Genomic DNA, 19,297 nt, shown 5'->3' on the forward strand with positions numbered 1-19,297 from the left:
GGCATCCAGCCCTGTCCACGTCCAATCAAGACTCATACCGCTGCAGCGCGGGTGGTCCCACTCGTTTTTTGTTCGGTGGGCGCGCCCTGCTCTATTGGCAGGATCAGGTGCTCGGGCACCGCGCCATGCCACTTCTTCGCACAGGCGTAGTACAACGCCGCGGGCACCACCAGGCCGATGATCCAGGAGATGTCGGTATCTCCGAGGCTCGCCACCAGGGGGCCGGTGTAGAAGTGGGTGGAAATGAACGGCATCTGAATCAGCACGCCGAACACATAGATACTGATGCCCATGACATTCCAGCGGCCGTAGCGACCGTCCGGATTGGACAGCGCGGGGATGTCATAGCGCTCCTTGGTAATGCAGTAGAAATCCACCAGGTTGATCGCACTCCAGGGCGTGAAGAACGCCAGCAGGAACAGGATGAAGGCGGAGAAATCCTTGAGGAACGAATCCTTGCCCAACAGTGCCAGGGTGGCGGCAAGCGAGACCATGATGAAGATGTAGAACAGGCGCACACCGCTGCCGATATGCCGGCTGCCGCGAAAGCCGCTGATGATGGTGGCGATCGACATGAAGCTGCCGTAGGCATTCAACGTGGTCACCGTGACCTTGCCGAAGGCCACGGCGAAATACAGCAGGCCGGCGACGATACCGGTACCGCCGAGGCTGACGATGAACGAGACCTCGTGGTGGGCGAACTGGGACCCGGCCAGGGCCGCCGCGAAGACCCCGAAGACCATCGCGGCCTGGGCCCCGATCACCGAACCCAGGCCTACGGCCCAGAAGGTTTTCGCCGCCGAGGTGCTGCGCGGCAGGTAACGCGAGTAGTCCGCCACATAAGGGCCGAAGGCGATCTGCCAGGAAGCCGACAGCGATACCGCCAGCAGGAAGCTGGCCAGGGAAAAATGCTTGTTGCCGAGCAGGGCCGTGATGTCGTTGCCTGCCAGCAGCTTGTAGAACAGGTAGATGAAGGCCACCACGCCAAGCACGCTGGCGATCCGCCCGATGCCGTGGATGACCCGGTAGCCGAAAATGGTGAAGACCATGATCGAGCCGGCGAACAGCAAGATGCCGGCCCAGTCTTCGACGTGCAGCAGTTGCGCCACAGCCTGCCCCGCCAGCAGCGAACCGCTGGCGGAAAAGCCGACGTACATCAGGCACACCAGCACCAGGGGAATCACCGCACCGTACACGCCGAACTGCACGCGGCTGGAGATCATCTGCGGCAGCCCCAGTTGCGGGCCCTGGGCGGCATGCAGGGCCATGACCCCGCCCCCCAGCAACTGACCGACCAGCAAGCCGATCAGCGACCAGAACACATCACCGCCCAGGACCACTGCCAGGGCGCCGGTGACAATGGCGGTGATCTGCAGGTTGGCGCCCAACCACAGGGTGAATTGACTCAAGAGACGACCGTGTCTTTCCGCTTCCGGGATGTAGTCGATCGAACGCCTTTCGATCAACGGTTTGTTGCTTGCACGATCATTCGCTAAAGCCATGGACGTCGAACCTCTAGTGGGCACTGCAGACGAATTCCCCTGTAGGAGCGAGCGGGCTTGCGAGGCGGTGTGCCTGATGCACCGCGGTGCATGCTTGGCCAGCAAGCTGGCTCCTACAGAGAGCGGTGGTTACTTGCCGGTGATCATCGGCAGATTCAGGCCCTGTTCCTTGGCGCAATCGATGGCGATCTGGTAGCCGGCATCGGCGTGACGCATCACCCCGGTGGCCGGGTCGTTGTGCAGCACCCGGGCAATACGCTCGGCCGCTTCATCGGTGCCGTCGCAGACGATCACCATCCCCGAATGCTGGGAGAAGCCCATGCCGACGCCGCCGCCGTGGTGCAGGGAAACCCAGGTCGCGCCACTGGCGGTGTTCAACAGGGCATTGAGCAGCGGCCAGTCGGATACGGCATCGGAACCGTCCTGCATGGATTCGGTTTCACGGTTCGGGCTGGCCACGGAACCGGAGTCCAGGTGGTCGCGACCGATGACGATCGGTGCCGACAGCTCGCCGCTGCGGACCATTTCGTTGAAGGCCAGGCCGAGCTTGGCGCGCAGGCCCAGGCCAACCCAGCAGATCCGTGCCGGCAAGCCCTGGAAGCTGATGCGCTCGCGCGCCATGTCCAGCCAGTTGTGCAGGTGGGCGTCGTCGGGGATCAGTTCCTTGACCTTGGCGTCGGTCTTGTAGATGTCCTGCGGGTCGCCGGACAGCGCCGCCCAGCGGAACGGGCCGATGCCACGGCAGAACAGCGGACGGATATAGGCCGGGACGAAGCCGGGGAAGTCGAAAGCGTTTTCCACGCCCTCTTCCTGGGCCATCTGGCGGATGTTGTTGCCGTAGTCGAAGGTCGGAACCCCCATTTTCTGGAAGTCCAGCATGGCTTGGACGTGCACGGCCATGGACTGCTTGGCCGCCTTGATCACCGCCGCCGGCTCGGTCTGGGCGCGGTCACGGTACTGCTCCCAGGTCCAGCCCTTGGGCAGGTAGCCGTTCAGCGGGTCGTGGGCGCTGGTCTGGTCGGTGACCATGTCCGGGCGCACGCCGCGGCGTACCAGTTCCGGCAGGATCTCGGCAGCGTTGCCGCACAGGGCAATGGAGATGGCACGGCCTTCGGCGGTGTATTTCTTGATCCGCGCCAGGGCGTCGTCCAGGTCGGTGGCCTGCTCGTCGACGTAGCGGGTCTTGAGGCGGAAGTCGATGCTGGTCTGCTGGCACTCGATGTTCAGCGAGCAGGCTCCGGCCAGGGTCGCGGCCAGTGGCTGGGCACCGCCCATGCCGCCCAGACCCGCAGTCAGCACCCAACGGCCCTTGAGGTTGGAATCGTAATGCTGGCGGCCGGCTTCGACGAAGGTTTCATAGGTGCCCTGGACGATGCCCTGGCTGCCGATGTAGATCCAGCTGCCGGCGGTCATCTGGCCGTACATGGCCAGGCCCTTGGCATCCAGTTCGTTGAAGTGTTCCCAGCTGGCCCAGTGCGGCACCAGGTTGGAGTTGGCGATCAGTACCCGCGGGGCGTTGCTGTGGGTCTTGAACACGCCCACCGGCTTGCCGGACTGCACCAGCAGGGTTTCGTCGTCATTCAGATGGGTCAGGGCCTCGACGATCTTGTCGTAGCACTCCCAGTTGCGCGCCGCGCGGCCGATGCCGCCGTACACCACCAGCTCCTTGGGGTTCTCGGCAACTTCCGGGTCGAGGTTGTTCATCAGCATGCGCAGCGGCGCTTCGGTCAGCCAGCTCTTGGCGGTCAGCTTGTTGCCGCGTGCAGCACGGATTTCGACGTTACGGTATTTAGTTGGCTTGCTGTCGGTCACGGAAAAACTCCTCGGCGATGAGTCCAAGGTGCGAAGAGGATTCCATCGACTCTTACGCACACATATTTACTTGTACATACAAGCATATGCAATCAAGCGGCCAACTCCCTTGAGATCATTCTCATAAACCTGACGAACACATCGCAGGCCTTGTAGAACGGGGCTTTCAACCAAAGATAAATTTTCAGCGAAGGTTTTTTTCCACGCGCGCGGCTGTTACCAGGATGGGCTTTTGCGCCGAGCTGGGGCGTTCGGTAACAAATGAGTGCGCGCAAGAAACAGCAGGCGCGCCGGCGCAGGCACGCAGGACCCCGCACGAAGCCAAGGGCAACCAAGCACGAATAAAGAAAGGAGGTTTGCAGCATCCGCAGGCCGTATCCCGGCCTGCGGCAAGATGTGATGAATCAGCGGGCGGTGAGTTCGATCACGCAGCACAGCCCGTCCAGGGCGACTTCCAGCAGCCCGCGATTGCCTTCCAGGCGCAGGCAGTCATAACGCCCCAGTGCTTGCACCGGTGCGCTACCGGTATCCACCCAGGCTTGCTCGGCAGCGCTGAACAGCAACAAGGTGTGCGCCTGGGTGAAAAACCGCTGCTGGCCATCGAGCCACTGCAAACGGGCGACGTAACGCTGTGGGCAATAGATCAGGTTGAAGTCGCGGATCGCCCCCTCCAGCAATGTGCAATCGACCTGGCTGGCGCCGCTGAAGGCAAAGGCGTCCAGAGGCAACAGCGGCCGCACATCCTCGCCATCGATGGTCAGTTGCATGCCCGCGCCCTGGAGCACGGTGATGACCCGCTGGTAACCGGCAAAACTGGAAAACCCGCCGGACTCGGCGATATCGGCAATCGACAGGCGCCAGCCGAAACCGTCCAGGCCGTCACCGGTATCCCGGGCAATCTCTTCGGTGCTGCCTCCACCGTTTTTCCAGGGCATGCGTGGGTAGTCGGCGGCACGCAGATGGGTGAGCTGGATCATTTGTGAAAGCGCCCTTCCAGACGATGACGGGAACCGGGGTGGATCAGCCGCGCGGCGGTCACCGGCTGGCGCCCGGACCAGGTGCGACGGCGAATCAGCAGGCAAGGCTCGCCCCGCTCGATCTGCAGCAGCCGGCATTCTTCGGCTTCGGCGAGAATCGCCTCCACCACATGCTCGCCCTCGGTCAGGGGCGCGACCTGGGACAGATAGGCGTAGGGAGTCTGCAGGGTGAAGTCCTGCTTGAGGTACTCCGGCGCCACCAGGGCGTTGACGAAACGGTCCTCGATCTGCACCGGGATGTCGTTCTCGAAATGCACGATCAGCGAGTGGAAGACCTTCTGCCCTTCACGCATGTCCAGGGCCAGGGCACGCTCGGAACCGGCGGCCTCCTCGCCCAGGGTGATCACCTGGCAGGTGTGGCGATGACCACGGGACGCGATCTCGTCGGCAATGTTGTGCACTTCGAACAGGGCGGACTGGCTCTTGGGTTCGGCGACGAACGTGCCCACGCCCTGCATCCGCACCAGCATGCCTTCGGCCGTCATCTCGCGCAGCGCGCGGTTGATGGTCATGCGGCTGAAACCCAGCTGATTGACCAGCTCGCTTTCCGAGGGAACACGGTAGTGCGGCGGCCAGTTTCCGCTCTCGATCTGCTGGGTGATCATCTGTTTGACGCGGGCGTACAAGGGCGCCGGACTATCGCCCAAGTGGGCAGCCAGCGGCGATTTGGCAGGCGGAGTCGGCACAGGAAATCCTTGTTGATCGATAAAGGTGGCTAGCTTGCCGGAGTTTACCGGGCAGGCAAACGTCTGTATATGTATATACAAATAACAAACGATAGGGTGCTTGAACCATGTCCGCCTTTTTCGCCGAACGTGCACTGCTGCCTGATGGCTGGGCCAACCATGTACGCCTTGAAGTCAGCGCTAACGGCCAACTGACACAGATCCAGGCCAACGCCAGCGCAGACGGCGCGGAACGGCTCAAGGGCCCGCTGCTGCCGGGCATGCCCAACCTGCACTCCCATGCATTCCAGCGGGCCATGGCCGGGCTGGCGGAAGTGGCCGGCAACCCCAATGACAGCTTCTGGACCTGGCGCGACCTGATGTACCGCCTGGTGGGCAAGATCAATCCCGAGCAGTTGGAAGTCATCGCCCGCCAGCTGTATATCGAAATGCTCAAGGCCGGCTACACCTCGGTAGCTGAATTCCACTACGTGCATCACGACAGCGACGGCAAGCCCTACGCCGACCCCGCCGAACTGTCCCGCCGCATCAGCCAGGCCGCCGCCGGCAGCGGTATCGGCCTGACCCTGCTGCCAGTGCTCTACAGCCACGCAGGCTTTGGTGGCCAGGCACCGAATGACGGCCAGCGCCGCTTCATCAACAGCACCGAAAACTACCTCAAGCTGCAACAGCACTTGCAGCCGCTGCTGGCGCAGCAGGCCAACCAGCAACTGGGCCTGTGCTTTCACTCGTTGCGAGCGGTCACGCCACAGCAGATCAGCGAAGTGCTGGCTGCCAGTGATCGCCATTGCCCGGTGCATATCCACATCGCCGAGCAGCAGAAGGAAGTCGACGACTGCCTGAGCTGGAGCGGCCGGCGTCCATTGCAGTGGCTGTATGAAAACGTCGCGGTGGATCAGCGCTGGTGCCTGGTCCACGCCACCCACGCCAACCCCGAGGAAGTCAGCCTCATGGCCAGAAGCCGGGCCATCGCCGGCCTGTGCCTGACCACCGAGGCCAACCTGGGCGACGGTATTTTCCCGGCGGTGGACTTCCTGGCCCAGGGCGGGCGCCTGGGCATCGGCTCCGACAGCCATGTGTCCTTGAGCGTGGTGGAAGAACTGCGCTGGCTGGAGTACGGCCAGCGCCTGCGGGACCAGCGCCGCAACCGCCTGTACCGCGCCGACCAGCCCATGGTCGGCCGGACCCTGTACGACGCCGCGCTGGATGGCGGGGCCCAGGCCCTGGGACAAGGCATTGGCGCCCTGGCCGTGGGTACCCGCGCCGACTGGCTGGTGCTGGATGGCAACGACCCCTACCTGGCCACCGCCGACGGCGACGGGATTCTCAACCGCTGGCTGTTCGCCGGCGGCGACCGTCAGGTGCGCGATGTGATGGTGGGTGGGCAGTGGGTCGTGCGCGACGGGCGTCACGCCGCCGAAGAAGACAGCAGCCGGGCCTTCACCCAGGTCCTGCGTGACCTGCTCAACTAACCCCGACCTGTAGGAGCCGGCTGGCCGGCGAAAGCATTCTCACGAGCGCCTTCGCCGGCCAGCCGGCTCCTGCGGATGAGCTTATTTCGAGGTCTTGGCCATGGCCGAGTCCGACACCCGCCAGATCAGCCGCGTGGTGTCATACCCCTGCTGGCGAGCCTTGCTCAGCAGCTCCTCGCGCACCGTTTCGTTGACCTCCTTGGTCCGCGACAGCAGCCACAGGTAACGGCGGTTCGGGTTGCCGACAATCGCGGTCTTGTAGTCATCGCTGACGTACAACACCCAGTAGTCGCCCTTGGTAGCGCCCGGCAGCAGCCGCGAGAACCAGTTATCGAACTCCACCCACAGCTTGTCGGTCTTGCCCGGCACTTGAGGCGTGGCCGTACCACGGGCCTCTTCCCATTTCCATTCCGGCGTCAGGCAGCGATTGAGCACCGCCACGTTGCCCTCCGGCAGCAGGGTATAGCGAGCCTCGGATTGCGCACAGTTGCGCTGGAAGTACATGGGCAACCGCGCCAGCTCGTACCAGGTGCCCTGATAACGCTTGAGATCGACGTGGTTGACGGTCTTGGGCGCCAGCGAATCGTCCCGGGACGTGGCGCAGCCGGCCAAGAGCAGGCCGACCAGAAGAGTGACAGCAAAACGCATCATTATTTTTCTCCCGTGGGCCCGAAGCCCCGGTTTTTTTACTTCAGGCCTTGCCCGGAAAACATCAGAACCTTGTCACCGGCGTACTGCACGCTGATAAAGCTGTTCTTGTCACCCCAGGTGCAGCTGGACATGCCCAGCGCGCCCGAACAGTCAGTCGGCTTGCCCAGGAGTTGTTCGACCTCGGCCTTGGGCATACCCGCCGACAGCTTGGAATAGTTTTCCTGATTGACCTTGCTGCACGCGGCCAGCAGCACGCAGAACGACAACAGAGCGAGAGAACGCAGGGACATGGTGAACTCCTGAACAAAAGGGGGAAGGCCTGTCAGCCAACCAGAAGCTTAGAAGAGAAAACCCCCTTCTGGTTCCCCGGGGAGACGGGTATTTCTTGCCTGGCAAACCGGGCAATTGCCTCGTAAATCAAGGACCTTTTTGCCGCACCTGACAGTTCGTCGGCTTTGTGCATCTGCCCCTCATTTTCAGTGGTGGCCAGTCGACATAAGATGCAGCGCAAAGCCCTCCACTGTGGCAAATTGACGCCCCTCGTTGACCAGCCCCTCGCGGTAGTTCATTTAATGACCAGAAATATGAAGTTCAGCCACAAGATCCTGCTCGCCGCCGCCCTTGTGGTTGCCGTTGCGTTCGCCTGTTTTATTCTGTTCAACGACTATCGACAGCGAGAGGCCCTGCGCAGCAGCACCGAAGCCTCGATGCAGGAACTGGGCAGCCTGACCACCAGCAACATCCAGACCTGGCTGGAGAGCCGCATCCAGCTCCTGCAATCCCTGGCCCAGCAGATCGCCGTGGACGGCAGCGGCGCCGATAGCCTGAAACGCAGCGTCGGCCTGCCCGCCTACACCGGCAACTTCCAGCTCAGCTACTTCGGGGGCCAGGACGGCGTGATGTTCTCGGTACCGGCCGGCAACCGCGCCGCCGATTACGACCCCCGTGCCCGCGGCTGGTACAAGGCAGCCACCGGCGCCCAGCGGACCATCGTCACCGAACCCTACATCGCCGCCTCGTCGGGCAAGCTGGTGATCACCGTCGCCACCCCGGTACAGCACCAGAACCAGATGATCGGCGTGGCCGGTGCCGACATCGACCTGTCGAGCGTCAGCGCCATCATCAACTCACTGAACTTCGGCGGCCACGGCCATGCCTTCATCGTCAGTGCCGAGGGCAAGATCCTCATCCACCCTGACAGCAAGCTGGTGCTCAAGAACCTGAGCGAGGCCTACCCCAACGCAGCGCCGAACGTCAGCCCGGGCCTGAAAGAAGTACAGCAGGGCGGCAAGACCCAGTTCATTTCCTTCACCCACGTCAATGGCGTGCCCTCGGCCGACTGGTACGTGGCCCTGGTCCTGGACCAGGACACCGCCTTCGCCATGCTCAGCGAGTTCCGCACCTCGGCCATCATCGCCATGGCCATTGCCGTGGTGATCATCATCAGCCTGCTGGGCATGCTGATCCGCATGCTGATGCAGCCCCTGCACCTGATGGGCCGGGCCATGCACGATATCGCCGAAGGTGAAGGCGACCTGACCAAACGCCTGGTGATCCACGGCCACGACGAATTCGGCACCCTGGGAGTGTCGTTCAACCGTTTCGTCGAACGCATCCACAGCTCGATCCGCGAAGTGTCCTCGGCCACCGGCCAGGTCAACGAAGTGGCCCTGCGGGTCGTGGCTGCCTCCAATTCGTCGATGTTCAACTCCGACCAGCAGGCCTCGCGCACCAGCAGCGTGGCCGCAGCCATCAACCAGCTGGGCGCCGCCGCCCAGGAAATCGCCCAGAACGCAGCCCTGGCCTCGCAGCACTCCAGCGACGCCCGCAGCCTGGCGGAAGACGGCCAGCAGGTAGTGGACAAGACCATCGCCGCGATGCACCAGCTGTCGGCCAAGATCAGCAGCTCCTGCGACAACATCGAAACCCTCAACAGCAGCACGGTGAACATCGGGCAGATTCTGGAAGTGATCACCAGCATCTCCCAGCAGACCAACCTGCTGGCCCTCAACGCCGCCATCGAAGCCGCCCGCGCCGGTGAAGCCGGGCGCGGCTTCGCAGTGGTAGCGGACGAGGTGCGCAACCTCGCCCACCGCACCCAGGATTCGGCGCAGCAAGTGCAGAAGATGATCGAGGAACTGCAGGTAGGCGCCCGTGAAGCGGTGGGCACCATGACCGAAAGCCAGCGCGAGAGCGAGAACAGCGTGGGCATTGCCAACCAGGCCGGCGAGCGCCTGGGCAGCGTGACCCAGCGCATCGGCGAGATCGACGGCATGAACCAGTCGGTGGCCACCGCCACCGAGGAGCAGACCGCCGTGGTGGAGTCGATCAACGTCGACATCACCGAGATCAACACCCTCAACCAGGAAGGCGTGGAAAACCTCCAGGCCACCTTGCGCGCCTGCGCCGACCTGGAGCAGCAGGCCAAGCGCCTGCAGCATCTGGTGGGCAGTTTCCGAATCTGAGTAACAGCTTCGCCGGCTTGCCGACGAAAGTGCCCTTAAAAACGCGAACCGGGCTCGCGCAGGAAAGCCAGTTCCTCGGCCGTGGATTCGCGGCCCAGGATGGCATTGCGATGGGGGAAGCGCCCAAAGCGGGCAATGACTTTCTGGTGCCGTTCGGCGTAGTCCAGGTTGTCGGCAAACACTGCACGCTCGTCCGCTGGCTGTTCATCGTGCAGGGCGGTAAAGCGTGAAACGCTCTCGTTCTGCACCGCCAGGTTTTCGCAGTGCTCGAACACCAGGTAGATGAAGCAGCGCTGCATGGCCGGCAGGCGCCGGTCAAAATCCGCGGCGATACCCTGGGCCACCAGTGCCTGGGCACGCAGGTCGCCGGCAAATGCCTTGGGAGTGTCGCGATAGATCATCCGTGGCAGTTGGTCGAGCAACAGCACAATGGCCAGCCAACCTTGGGGGCTTTGCGCCCATTCGGTCAAACCGCCAGCCAGGGCCTGCTCCACCAGGCCGGCGAAACGCTGACGCGCTTCGAGGTCCTGGCTGTCGCGCTTGCCGAACCACAACCGGCCCTTGGCAGCGACAATCTCCGCCGGCTTTTCGGCTGAACCGAACCACCAATCAAGCAGAGGCTGCCAGGGCGCGCTCATGGTTTATTCCTTGTGGTAGCCGGTCACGCGGGCCACTTCTTCCTTCGAGCCGAGGAACACCGCCACACGCTGGTGCAGGCCTTCAGGCTGAATGTCGAGAATGCGCTTGTGACCATCGGTGGACGCGCCGCCGGCCTGTTCCACCAGGAACGACATCGGGTTGGCTTCGTACATCAGGCGCAGCTTGCCCGGTTTTTCCGGCTCGCGGCTGTCCCGTGGGTACATGAACAGGCCGCCCCGGGTCAGGATACGGTGCACGTCAGCCACCATCGCCGCGACCCAGCGCATGTTGTAGTTCTTTTTCAGCGGGCCGGTGTCGCCCGCCAGCAGTTCTTCCACGTAGCGCTTGACCGGGGCTTCCCAGTGACGCTCGTTGGACATGTTGATGGCGAATTCCTGGGTGGATTCCGGAATCTTGATGTCTTCGTGGGTCAGGACGAAGCTGCCCATTTCGCGGTCCAGGGTGAAGCCTTTGACGCCGTCGCCCAGGGTCAGCACCAGCATGGTCTGCGGGCCGTAGATGGCGTAACCGGCGGCGACCTGCTGGGTGCCCGGCTGCAGGAAGGCCTTTTCATTCAGGGCTTCGTTCTGGCTCAGGTACTCGTTCGGGCAGCGCAGTACCGAGAAAATGGTGCCGACCGGTGCGTTGATATCGATGTTCGAGGAGCCGTCCAGCGGGTCGAATACCAGCAGGTAGGCGCCTTTGGGGTACTTGCCCGGGATCTGGTAGGCATTGTCCATTTCCTCGGACGCCATGCCGGCCAGGTGGCCGCCCCATTCGTTGGCTTCGAGCAGGATCTCGTTGGAGATCACGTCGAGCTTCTTCTGCACTTCGCCCTGCACGTTTTCCGTGCCCATGCTGCCCAGGACACCGCCCAGGGCGCCCTTGGAAACGGCGTGGCTGATCTCCTTGCAAGCACGCGCCACCACTTCGATCAGGAAGCGCAGATCGGCAGGAGTGTTGTTGCTGCGGGTCTGCTCAATCAAATAGCGACTCAGGGTAACGCGGGACATGGAAGGCTCCGGAGGAATGGGGGGCTAAAAACCCGCGCAGTTTAACGCGAGTCGGGGCGCATTTCCTCCTCTCAGACAGGGAACCGCCAGTTAGAGTTCAGGCGCCGGTTTCAGCGTAGTCAAAAACCCCGGGCACGATGGACCTTGGTGGCGAGGGAACAAGCTCCCTCGCCACACCTGCCCGCCTCAGGCCGCGGGTTTGCGCAACATGCTGAAGGCCATGCCGGCCAGGGCCAGCACCCCGAGAAGCAATACGGCCCACAGGCCGATCTTCTTCCAGTCCGGCCCGCCTGCCGCCACGGCAGCGGCAGGAGCGACAGTGGCCGAGGCCAGCTGCGCCGCACCCTCGACCTTGGCCTGGCCCAACTGCTTGAGGCGTTGCGCACTGTAGTCGGGGATCAGGGTCGCCAGCGGCAGGTTGGCCGCGCTCGCGGTGGGGTTGCCCAGGGCCAGGGTGTAAGGGCCGGCTCCCCGAGCCAGGAACACCAGTTGGGTGCCACGCACGGCGAACTCCAGGCTCGGGGCCTCGGCGCCCAGGCCGCCACCACGCTCATCCACCACCAGCCTGAGTTGCTGCACGGTCTGCCCCGGCAGTTGCAGTTCGTTCTGCTGCACGTCCTGGCCATTCTGGGTCAGGCGGTACAGCAGGCCATTGCCCAGGGGCTGCCACGGCAGGCTGCTTTCTCGGCGCCCATAAAGCGTGGCCGGAGCCAGGCTGTTGGCCTGGGTCAGGGCAATGCGCACCCGTTCCAGGTTCAAACCCATAGGCAGCTGCCAGGTGTACTCGCCGGCCTTGGCACTGCTGCCCTTCAGGGGCTGCGACCACACCAGCGGCGAGGGCAGGCTGCTGGTGGTATTGCTTTGCAATTGCGCCGAAGTCAGCACCGGCGCCGTTTGCGGGGCGTTCCATAACAGGCGCAGGTAGCGCGCCGTCTGCCCGGGCAAGGCCACTTCATGCTGTTCGACCCGCTCGTCGGCGAACGACAGGCGCGCCACCTGGCCTTCGCCCCAGGGCTGCCAGTGTTGCAGGTCGTCGCTGGCTTCGATGCTGAACCGCTGGAAGCCGTCGCGTTCGCTGGTCCAGTCCAGCACCAGTTGCTGCAACGGAGCCTTGATTGCGCTGGCATCCAGCAACCAGCCACGCAGGACCTCCTCGCCGGCCTCCAGTTGAGTGGAGGGCTGAACCTCCACCAGCGTGCCATTGCTGGTGGATTGCACCCGCACGCTGGGGGTGCTGTCGGCGGCATCTGCCGAGCTGTACAACGGGAACCACTTCACATCGCTGAGCGTGTGCTGCTCGGTGGTCTGCGCCTGCTGGCGCGCCAGGGCATAGGCCTGGGGCTCACCGGCAGCGTTGAACACACGGATATCCCGCAGGTCGGTCTGGCTGGCGTGCAGTTGCACCGCCAACGGCAGTTCCAGGCGATACCAGGGCCCCTCGCCGCTCAGGCTCAGGGGTGCCAGGGACTTGAAGCCCCCCGGTTTGTCCTGGGCCACGGCGGACAACGCCACACACAGTCCCACAGCCCCCAACCAGCCCAGGCTCAGCTTCGCACTCACGATGACACTCCTTCATTCAACGGTTTGCCGGGCTCGGCTTGCGCCTCGGCGCGCTTGGGCGGCAATGGGGCGAAATAGCCCACCACCAGCAGCAATACTCCCACCCCGATGAACGAGACGATCCGCGCCAGCCCGCCACGGTTGCTCAACTCCACCAGGAACAGCTTGGCCACCACCACGGCAATCAGCACTGCGCCGATCAGCCAGACTTCACGGCGATGACGCAGGTGGCCGCCGATCATCAGGCTCAGGGCAATCAGGGTCCAGACGATGGACAGCCCGGCCTGGACCATCATCGATTCCAGCAACGCATCCGCCTGGAACGGCACGCCGCTCCAATGGTGCGCCGCCCGCATCACCAGCACGGTGAAGAAGGCGAACAGCGACAGCCCCGCCACCAGTTGCGTGGCACGCTCGGCGTAGTCGGCACGGATCGCCAGTTCCCGCACCGCGCTGCGCGACCAGACATAGACGCCGAACAGCGCGAACAGCAGCCCCAGTTCCAGCGGGTTGAGCAGCGGCAGGTAAGGCAGTGGTTCGGCCCGGCCATCGCTGAAGATATTCGCCAGCCAGAACCAGCCGAGCATCAGCACCGCCAGGGGCAGCGCGGCATACAGGCGGTACTCGCGGGAGTGGGCAGAAACCGGCCACGGCCAGGCGCGCGGCGCGGCCATCGCCACCAGGTACAGGCTCGGCAGGATCGCCCAGCCCAGCCAGCGCCAGGCGTTGTACTGCTCGGACAACAGCAGCAGGCCATAACGCAGCTCCAGCGCCAGCACGCCGATCAGCAACCAGCAGCCCAGCACATGGGCGATGCTCGCCACCCGTGCCGGCAGCTGCGACGCCAGGCGCCGCTGGCTGAAGAAGTGCACGGCGAACAACAGGGCCCAGGCCAGCCAGCCGAAATCCGCCGCCGGGTGATAGCGCGGAGCCCAGGAAGCCAGGAGCACCAGACCCGCGGCCGGTATCAACAGGCTGCACAACAGGCCCAGGGACGACCATTTCAAACGTACCGCCAGCAGCGCCCAGAGCAACACGCTAGCCGCGCTGATCAGCAACAGCAGGCTGGCCTGCCAATGGGCCGGGGCGAAGCGCAGCACTTCCTTGAGCCAGGTAAAGGCCCACCAGCACGCGCCCCAGGCCAGCAACAGATCGGACAGATGGCCCAGGCTCAAGGTATCGAAGGCCGAACCATGGTTGCCCCGCTGCAGGCGCCAGGCGCCCACCAGGGCCGCCAGGGCCAGGACCATCGGCGTCCAGAAATCGCCATTGGCCAGAGGCCGCGCAGCGTCCGCCGCGACGAAATACCAACCCGAACCGGCCAGCAGGAAAGTGCTGCCGCCAATCACCTGGAGCACCAGGCCGAAGACAAAGCTGGCCCGCTGCTGCAGATACAGGCTGAGCCAGATGATCAGCAGGCCACTGGCGGCCCAGACGCCGCTGGCCGTGCTCCAGGGCAGGACGAACAGCACCGCCAGGTTGATCATCATCAGGCCGGCCAGCAGTACCAGGGACAAGCCCCGCAGCAGCCGCGGATCGCTGCGCACCATGTCATTGCGGGCTGCCAGGAGCATGCCGCCGATCAGCGCCAGGCCAATCAGCGAAGCGCTCATCAGCCCGCTCCAGCCGGCGTTGAACACCGCACCGGCATCACCGTCCGCACCTTGCAGGCGCATCAGGAACAGCGCACCGCCCAACAGCTGCACGGCGAAGGCGGTGAACAGGAACGTCCGCGATTGCAGGCGCAGGCCGACCAACAGCGTCGCCAACCCGGCCACCGCCCAGCTGATGGCGGTGCCCTGGGTGAACAGGAACAACGGCGCCAGCAGGTACAGGAAAGCCAGCCCGGCCACCGCCAGGATCGGCGCAATGCCCTGCTCCCAGCTCGCTACCTGGGTCTTCTGCGCCCGCCGCAACTGGTCGAAGCTGAACAGCAGCGCGACGCCCAGCAGCAACGCCCCCAGCGGCGCGCCATCCAGCAGGCTGGTAGCGCCAGGCTGCAGCTTACTGAGGAAGGCCAGGGCCGACCCCAGTTGCAGCAGCAGGGCGAACGCCCGGGCCAGCGGCCGTTGCTGGCGCAGGCCGAGCCAGAAGATTCCCGCCCCTTCCACGGCCCAGGCGGCGCAGGTCCAGCGCGCATCCAGGCCTAGAGGGATCGCCAGGCTGGCGAAGATCACGCCCAAGGCCAGGCAGGTTTCACCCAGCAACAGGGCGCGGCCGCCCATCAGTAGCCGGGCCAGGACCATGTAGGTCAGGCCCAGGGCCAGGGCACTGAAGGAAGCGGCGAACTCCAGGTGCTGGACCAGCGCCAGTTGCAGGCCGAAGCCCACCAGGGGCGGGCCGAAGAGCATGCTGCCGTCGACGTAGTCACCCTTGCGCGCAGACCAGTGCAGCAGCGCCTGGCGGCTGTCATCCGCCGGTGCGTCGGGCATTTCCAGCAGCTTGCGCCGGGTGAACAGCAGGCCGATGGCCAGGTACATGACAAAGAACAGGATCAGGAAGGGCTCGGTGCTCCACAGCAGCTCCGGCGTGTAGGAGCGCAGGCCCCAGGCAAAGCCGATACCGAAGGTGCCGACAAAGCCGATCAGGTTCAGCAGGCGCCAGGCCTTGAACCAGGCAATGGCCAGGATGCCGGCATTGAGCAGGGCGAAGTAACTGAACAGTGCCACATGGCTGCCGGCGCCGGTGGACGTCAGGATCGGTGCGGCAAAGCCGCCCAGGGCTGCAGCGGCCGCCAGACTGAGGGCGTCCTGGGTAATGGCCAGGATCGCCGAAAACACCGTGACCGCCACCAACAGGCCAAGGGCCGCGGAAGGGTCGAGCAACGGATGCAGGCGCATCGCCGCGAACACCGTCAGGTACAGCACCGCGATACCGGTGCCCTGGAGCATCAGGGCGTAGTTGCTGTTGCGCCGCCGCAACCACCAGCCCAGGCCCAGCAGGCCCAGGGAGCAGGCCGCAACCCCGGCGTAGCGCAGCTCCAGCGGCACCACCATGCCTTCGGTGGCGTAGCGCAGAAGGAAAGCCAGGCCAAGGAACAACAGCACCACGCCGACCCGCAGCACAGTGTTGCCGCCAAACAGCCAGTTGCGCGCGCCGCTCAGGGCGCGCTCGATCAGGTTGGGTTCCCGAGGCGCAGCTACGGACTCACGGGCCGGCGCCTGGGGCTGGGGTTGCCACACCGACTCCGGCACCGGCTGGCTGGCCTCCACGGAGGCGGCAGGGCTCGCTGCCGCGGGCAACTCCCAGACCAGCTCGGGGGCAGCCGGCACCGGCTCCACGGGCTGGACTTCCTCAAGAATGAATTCGGGAAGGTCTGCAAGTTCCGGCGCGGCGCTCATGCTGCTGCCTGCCTCGGCCAGCGGGGCGCTGGCCTGGGGTTCTGAGGCGGGCTCGGCAGCGGGGCCGCCGGTGCTTTCCAGCAGGGCAAGGCGCTGGCCCAGGGTAGCGAGGGCCTTCTTTGCCTTCTCCAGCTCACGATGCTGGTCGACAACTTGTCGATGCAAGGCGTCGGAACGAATCGCCAGGCCGATGGCCAAGCCCGAGACCGCGCCAATCAGGGCGTCGCTGAAGGACTCGTCAAGGAGCCAGCCCAGTCCCCCTCCCAGCAGCATGAATATCCATTGCATGTGTCGATATCCCTAAGCAGTCCATTGACGGACGGGTGCAACCGTATGGGTGCCCGCGCCGGTAAACCGGTAAAGGCCCCTCCCCGCTTGGAAGCCGGACACCAGACAAAAGACACCGCCGGGGAGGCAAAACGCTGCCCAGTATATCGGCAAGGCCCAACAAACGCTGGGCCTTGTACACACTTCTAGAATTTTCTCAGGGGCCTCATTCCAGGGCCTTCCAGATCTCCGTAGCGTATTCACGGATGGTCCGGTCCGAAGAGAACCAGCCCATGCGCGCAGTGTTGAGCACCGCCGAACGCCACCATTCCTTGGAGTCGTGCCAGCGCTCCTCGACCCGAGCCTGGGCGTTCCAGTAAGCGTCGAAATCGGCGCAGACCAGGAACCGGTCGTAATCGATCAGCGAATCGATCAGCGCGGTATAGCGCGACGGATCGTCCGGGGAGAACACCCCGCCGCGAATCGCCTGCAGCACATCGTTCAGCCGATGGGAGGCGGCGATGTCCGGCACCGCGCTGAACTCGCCATTGCGTTTGCGCGCCTCCACCTGCTGGGCACTGAGGCCGAAGATGAACATGTGCTCCGCGCCGACCTGCTCGCACATCTCCACGTTGGCGCCGTCCAGGGTGCCGATGGTCAACGCGCCATTGAGGCCGAACTTCATGTTGCTGGTGCCCGAGGCCTCGAACCCGGCGGTGGAGATCTGCTCCGACAGGTCGGCGGCAGGAATGATGCTTTCCGCCAGGCTGACGTTGTAGTTGGGCAAGAACACCACCTTGAGCAAGCCGCGCACCGTGGGGTCATTGTTCACCGTACGGGCGATGTCGTTGGTCAGCTTGATGATCAGCTTGGCCTGGTGATAGCTGGCGGCAGCCTTGCCGGCGAAGATCTTCACCCGCGGCACCCAGTCGGTTTCCGGCTCGGCGCGGATCGCCTGGTACAACGCCACGGTATGCAGCAGGTTGAGCAACTGGCGCTTGTATTCGTGGATGCGCTTGACCTGCACATCGAACATTGCCGCCGGGTTGATCGCGATTCCCAGGCGCTCATGGATGATCGCCGCGAGGGCGCGCTTGCTGTGCAGGCGCTGCTCGGCGAACTGTTTGCGAAAGGCCGGTTTCTCGGCAAAGGGTTCGAGCCCCCTGAGCAGTTCCTCGGGGCTGTCCAGCAGCTCGGGGCCCAGGGCCTCTACCAGCATTTCAGTGAGTTGCGGGTTGGCCTGGTACAGCCAGCGGCGGAAGGTGATGCCGTTGGTCTTGTTGTTGATGCGCTCGGGGTACAGCTTGTGCAGCTCGGAGAACACCGTGCTGCGCATCAGCTGGGTGTGCAGCCCGGACACGCCGTTGACGCTGTGGGAGCCGAGAAACGCCAGGTTGCCCATGCGCACCCGGCGGCCGTTGTCTTCCTCGATCAGCGACACCGCCCGCAGCACGTCAAAATCGTGCAGGCCCTTGGCCCGCAGCGAGTCGATGTGCTGGGCGTTGATCAGGTAGATGATCTGCATGTGCCGCGGCAGCATGCGCTCCATCAGGCCCACCGGCCAGGTTTCCAGGGCCTCGGGCAGCAAGGTGTGGTTGGTGTAGGAGAGGGTTTCCACGGTGATCTGCCACGCCGCGTCCCAGGCGATGCCGTGCAGGTCGACCAGTTGGCGCATCAGCTCGGCCACGGCGATCGACGGGTGGGTGTCATTGAGCTGGATCGCCGCGTGCTCGCCGAGGCTGAGCACCGAGTCGTGCATGTTCTTGTGGCGGCGCAGCAGGTCCTGCAGCGACGCCGAGACGAAGAAATATTCCTGGCGCAGGCGCAGCTCCTGGCCGGCCTCGGTGCTGTCGGCCGGGTACAGCACCCGGGAAATGCTCTCGGCCCGGGCCACTTCGGCTACCGCGCCCAGGTGGTCACCGGCATTGAAGCGCTCCAGGTGCAGGTCTTCCATGGCCCGTGCCCGCCACAGGCGCAAGGTGTTGACGCTGGCCCCGCGCCAGCCCACCACCGGGGTGTCGTAGGCCACCGCGCGCACCGTTTCCGCCGGCCACCAGACCTGCCGGGTGTTGCCCGCCTCGTCGGTCACGGTGTCGACACTGCCGCCAAAGCCGATGGAGTAGATCACCTCGGGGCGCTCGAACTCCCAGGGGTTGCCGAAATCCAGCCAGTGCTCGGTCTGCTCCTGCTGCCAGCCATCGACGATGGCCTGGCGGAACAGCCCGTGTTCGTAGCGGATGCCGTAGCCGTGGCCGGCGATGCCCAGGGTCGACATGCTTTCCATGAAGCATGCCGCCAGGCGCCCCAGGCCACCGTTGCCCAAGGCCGCATCGGGCTCCAGCAGGCGGATGCGCTCCAGGTCCACCCCCAGGTCGGTGAGGGCCTCGCGGGCCACCTCCAGCAGCCCGAGGTTGCTCAGGCTGTCGAACAGCAGGCGGCCGATAAGGAACTCCAGGGACAGGTAGTACACCCGCTTCTGGCCCTTGCGGTAGATCTGCCGCGTGTGATCCATCCAGTGGTCGACCATGTGGTCCCGCGCGGCCAGGGCAATGGCTTCGAACCAGTCGTGGTCGAAGGCGTGATCCGGGTCTTTGCCTACCGCGTAGGTGAGTTTGGTCAAGACGGCTTCGCGAAAAGCGGCCACCTCAGCGTCGCGAACAAGGGGTTCCTGAGTCATCGATACGACCTCTGACGAGATACACAGTGAGCATGGAATTGTCTGAGCCTAGTCGGTCTGACACGAGGCGAAGGCTCTGGTTCGGCGCTATTTCAAATGGCTCGGCTAAACAGGGAGTCTTCTGCGCCAGCGGGAGAAAAGGATGCAGTTGCCGTGCCGCCAGGTATTGTTCGGC

General features: G+C 64.4%; 13 protein-coding genes and 1 pseudogene. 3 read left to right on the plus strand and 11 right to left on the minus strand.

The genetic code is table 11. The annotated features are described in order from the left end of the window. Positions 1–32: 32 nt before the first annotated feature. The 4 genes from M2395_RS27130 to hutC all read right to left on the minus strand — a co-directional run bounded on the left by M2395_RS27130 (position 33) and on the right by hutC (position 5,037). On the minus strand, positions 33–1,502 hold the full coding sequence (locus tag M2395_RS27130; RefSeq protein WP_053156003.1) for a cytosine permease: 1,470 nt from the start codon (positions 1,500–1,502) through the stop codon (positions 33–35). 129 nt (positions 1,503–1,631) lie between these two features. Further along, on the minus strand, positions 1,632–3,314 hold the full coding sequence (hutU, locus tag M2395_RS27135) for a urocanate hydratase (RefSeq protein ID WP_011058776.1): 1,683 nt from the start codon (positions 3,312–3,314) through the stop codon (positions 1,632–1,634). Between the two features lie 404 nt (positions 3,315–3,718). Then, positions 3,719–4,291: a HutD family protein gene (locus M2395_RS27140; RefSeq protein WP_011058775.1), complete on the minus strand. Its 573-nt coding sequence runs from the start codon at positions 4,289–4,291 to the stop codon at positions 3,719–3,721. Then, complete coding sequence (gene hutC, locus M2395_RS27145; protein ID WP_011058774.1) at positions 4,288–5,037, minus strand: histidine utilization repressor; 750 nt, start codon at positions 5,035–5,037, stop codon at positions 4,288–4,290. Before hutC ends, M2395_RS27140 begins: the two co-directional genes overlap by 4 nt. A gap of 107 nt (positions 5,038–5,144) precedes the next feature. Here hutC and M2395_RS27150 point away from each other — a divergent pair, with 107 nt between their 5' ends. Then, complete coding sequence (locus tag M2395_RS27150) at positions 5,145–6,509, plus strand: formimidoylglutamate deiminase (protein WP_011058773.1); 1,365 nt, start codon at positions 5,145–5,147, stop codon at positions 6,507–6,509. A gap of 81 nt (positions 6,510–6,590) precedes the next feature. Here M2395_RS27150 and M2395_RS27155 read toward each other — a convergent pair whose 3' ends face one another. Both M2395_RS27155 and M2395_RS27160 read right to left on the minus strand, forming a co-directional pair. Further along, complete coding sequence (locus M2395_RS27155) at positions 6,591–7,160, minus strand: lipocalin family protein (protein ID WP_011058772.1); 570 nt, start codon at positions 7,158–7,160, stop codon at positions 6,591–6,593. Positions 7,161–7,195: 35 nt separating this feature from the next. After that, the gene (locus M2395_RS27160; protein ID WP_011058771.1) at positions 7,196–7,450 is read right to left on the minus strand and encodes a hypothetical protein; all 255 of its coding nucleotides are present in this window, start codon (positions 7,448–7,450) and stop codon (positions 7,196–7,198) included. A gap of 294 nt (positions 7,451–7,744) precedes the next feature. Here M2395_RS27160 and M2395_RS31975 point away from each other — a divergent pair. Continuing rightward, positions 7,745–8,767, plus strand: a pseudogene (locus M2395_RS31975) (cache and HAMP domain-containing protein); the annotation flags it as partial. A 93-nt stretch (positions 8,768–8,860) separates the two neighbouring features. Continuing rightward, entirely contained in the window at positions 8,861–9,625 is a 765-nt protein-coding gene (locus M2395_RS31980; RefSeq protein ID WP_370059460.1) for a methyl-accepting chemotaxis protein, read from the plus strand. A gap of 35 nt (positions 9,626–9,660) precedes the next feature. Here the strand turns inward: M2395_RS31980 and M2395_RS27170 are convergent, their stop codons facing one another. From M2395_RS27170 to M2395_RS27190, 5 genes are all read right to left on the minus strand, one after another. Continuing rightward, complete coding sequence (locus M2395_RS27170; protein ID WP_123431219.1) at positions 9,661–10,263, minus strand: DUF924 family protein; 603 nt, start codon at positions 10,261–10,263, stop codon at positions 9,661–9,663. 3 nt (positions 10,264–10,266) lie between these two features. Next, positions 10,267–11,277 carry a class 1 fructose-bisphosphatase gene (locus M2395_RS27175; protein WP_011058768.1) on the minus strand — a complete coding sequence of 337 codons (1,011 nt, stop codon included), beginning with the start codon at positions 11,275–11,277 and terminating at the stop codon, positions 10,267–10,269. A 186-nt stretch (positions 11,278–11,463) separates the two neighbouring features. After that, positions 11,464–12,837 carry a DUF3999 domain-containing protein gene (locus M2395_RS27180; RefSeq protein ID WP_123431220.1) on the minus strand — a complete coding sequence of 458 codons (1,374 nt, stop codon included), beginning with the start codon at positions 12,835–12,837 and terminating at the stop codon, positions 11,464–11,466. After that, positions 12,834–16,466 (minus strand): DUF2339 domain-containing protein, encoded by a 3,633-nt coding sequence (locus tag M2395_RS27185; RefSeq protein ID WP_123431221.1) that lies wholly within the window; start codon positions 16,464–16,466, stop codon positions 12,834–12,836. Before M2395_RS27185 ends, M2395_RS27180 begins: the two co-directional genes overlap by 4 nt. Before the next feature lie 205 nt (positions 16,467–16,671). After that, positions 16,672–19,122 carry a glycogen/starch/alpha-glucan phosphorylase gene (locus M2395_RS27190; RefSeq protein ID WP_041115300.1) on the minus strand — a complete coding sequence of 817 codons (2,451 nt, stop codon included), beginning with the start codon at positions 19,120–19,122 and terminating at the stop codon, positions 16,672–16,674. Between the last annotated feature and the right edge of the window lie 175 nt (positions 19,123–19,297).

Source organism: Pseudomonas sp. BIGb0176 (genome assembly GCF_024810175.1).
Lineage (GTDB): Bacteria > Pseudomonadota > Gammaproteobacteria > Pseudomonadales > Pseudomonadaceae > Aquipseudomonas > Aquipseudomonas protegens.

Bases quoted from the DNA above. Each gene is read 5' to 3' on its own strand.
- M2395_RS27185 (WP_123431221.1), bottom strand. From the start codon at position 16,466: ATGCAATGGATATTCATGCTGCTGGGAGGGGGACTGGGCTGGCTCCTT.
- M2395_RS27130 (WP_053156003.1), bottom strand. From the start codon at position 1,502: ATGGCTTTAGCGAATGATCGTGCAAGCAACAAACCGTTGATCGAAAGG.
- M2395_RS27150 (WP_011058773.1), top strand. From the start codon at position 5,145: ATGTCCGCCTTTTTCGCCGAACGTGCACTGCTGCCTGATGGCTGGGCC.
- M2395_RS27140 (WP_011058775.1), bottom strand. From the start codon at position 4,291: ATGATCCAGCTCACCCATCTGCGTGCCGCCGACTACCCACGCATGCCC.
- M2395_RS27170 (WP_123431219.1), bottom strand. From the start codon at position 10,263: ATGAGCGCGCCCTGGCAGCCTCTGCTTGATTGGTGGTTCGGTTCAGCC.
- M2395_RS31980 (WP_370059460.1), top strand. From the start codon at position 8,861: ATGTTCAACTCCGACCAGCAGGCCTCGCGCACCAGCAGCGTGGCCGCA.
- M2395_RS27160 (WP_011058771.1), bottom strand. From the start codon at position 7,450: ATGTCCCTGCGTTCTCTCGCTCTGTTGTCGTTCTGCGTGCTGCTGGCC.
- M2395_RS27190 (WP_041115300.1), bottom strand. From the start codon at position 19,122: ATGACTCAGGAACCCCTTGTTCGCGACGCTGAGGTGGCCGCTTTTCGC.
- M2395_RS27175 (WP_011058768.1), bottom strand. From the start codon at position 11,277: ATGTCCCGCGTTACCCTGAGTCGCTATTTGATTGAGCAGACCCGCAGC.
- M2395_RS27155 (WP_011058772.1), bottom strand. From the start codon at position 7,160: ATGATGCGTTTTGCTGTCACTCTTCTGGTCGGCCTGCTCTTGGCCGGC.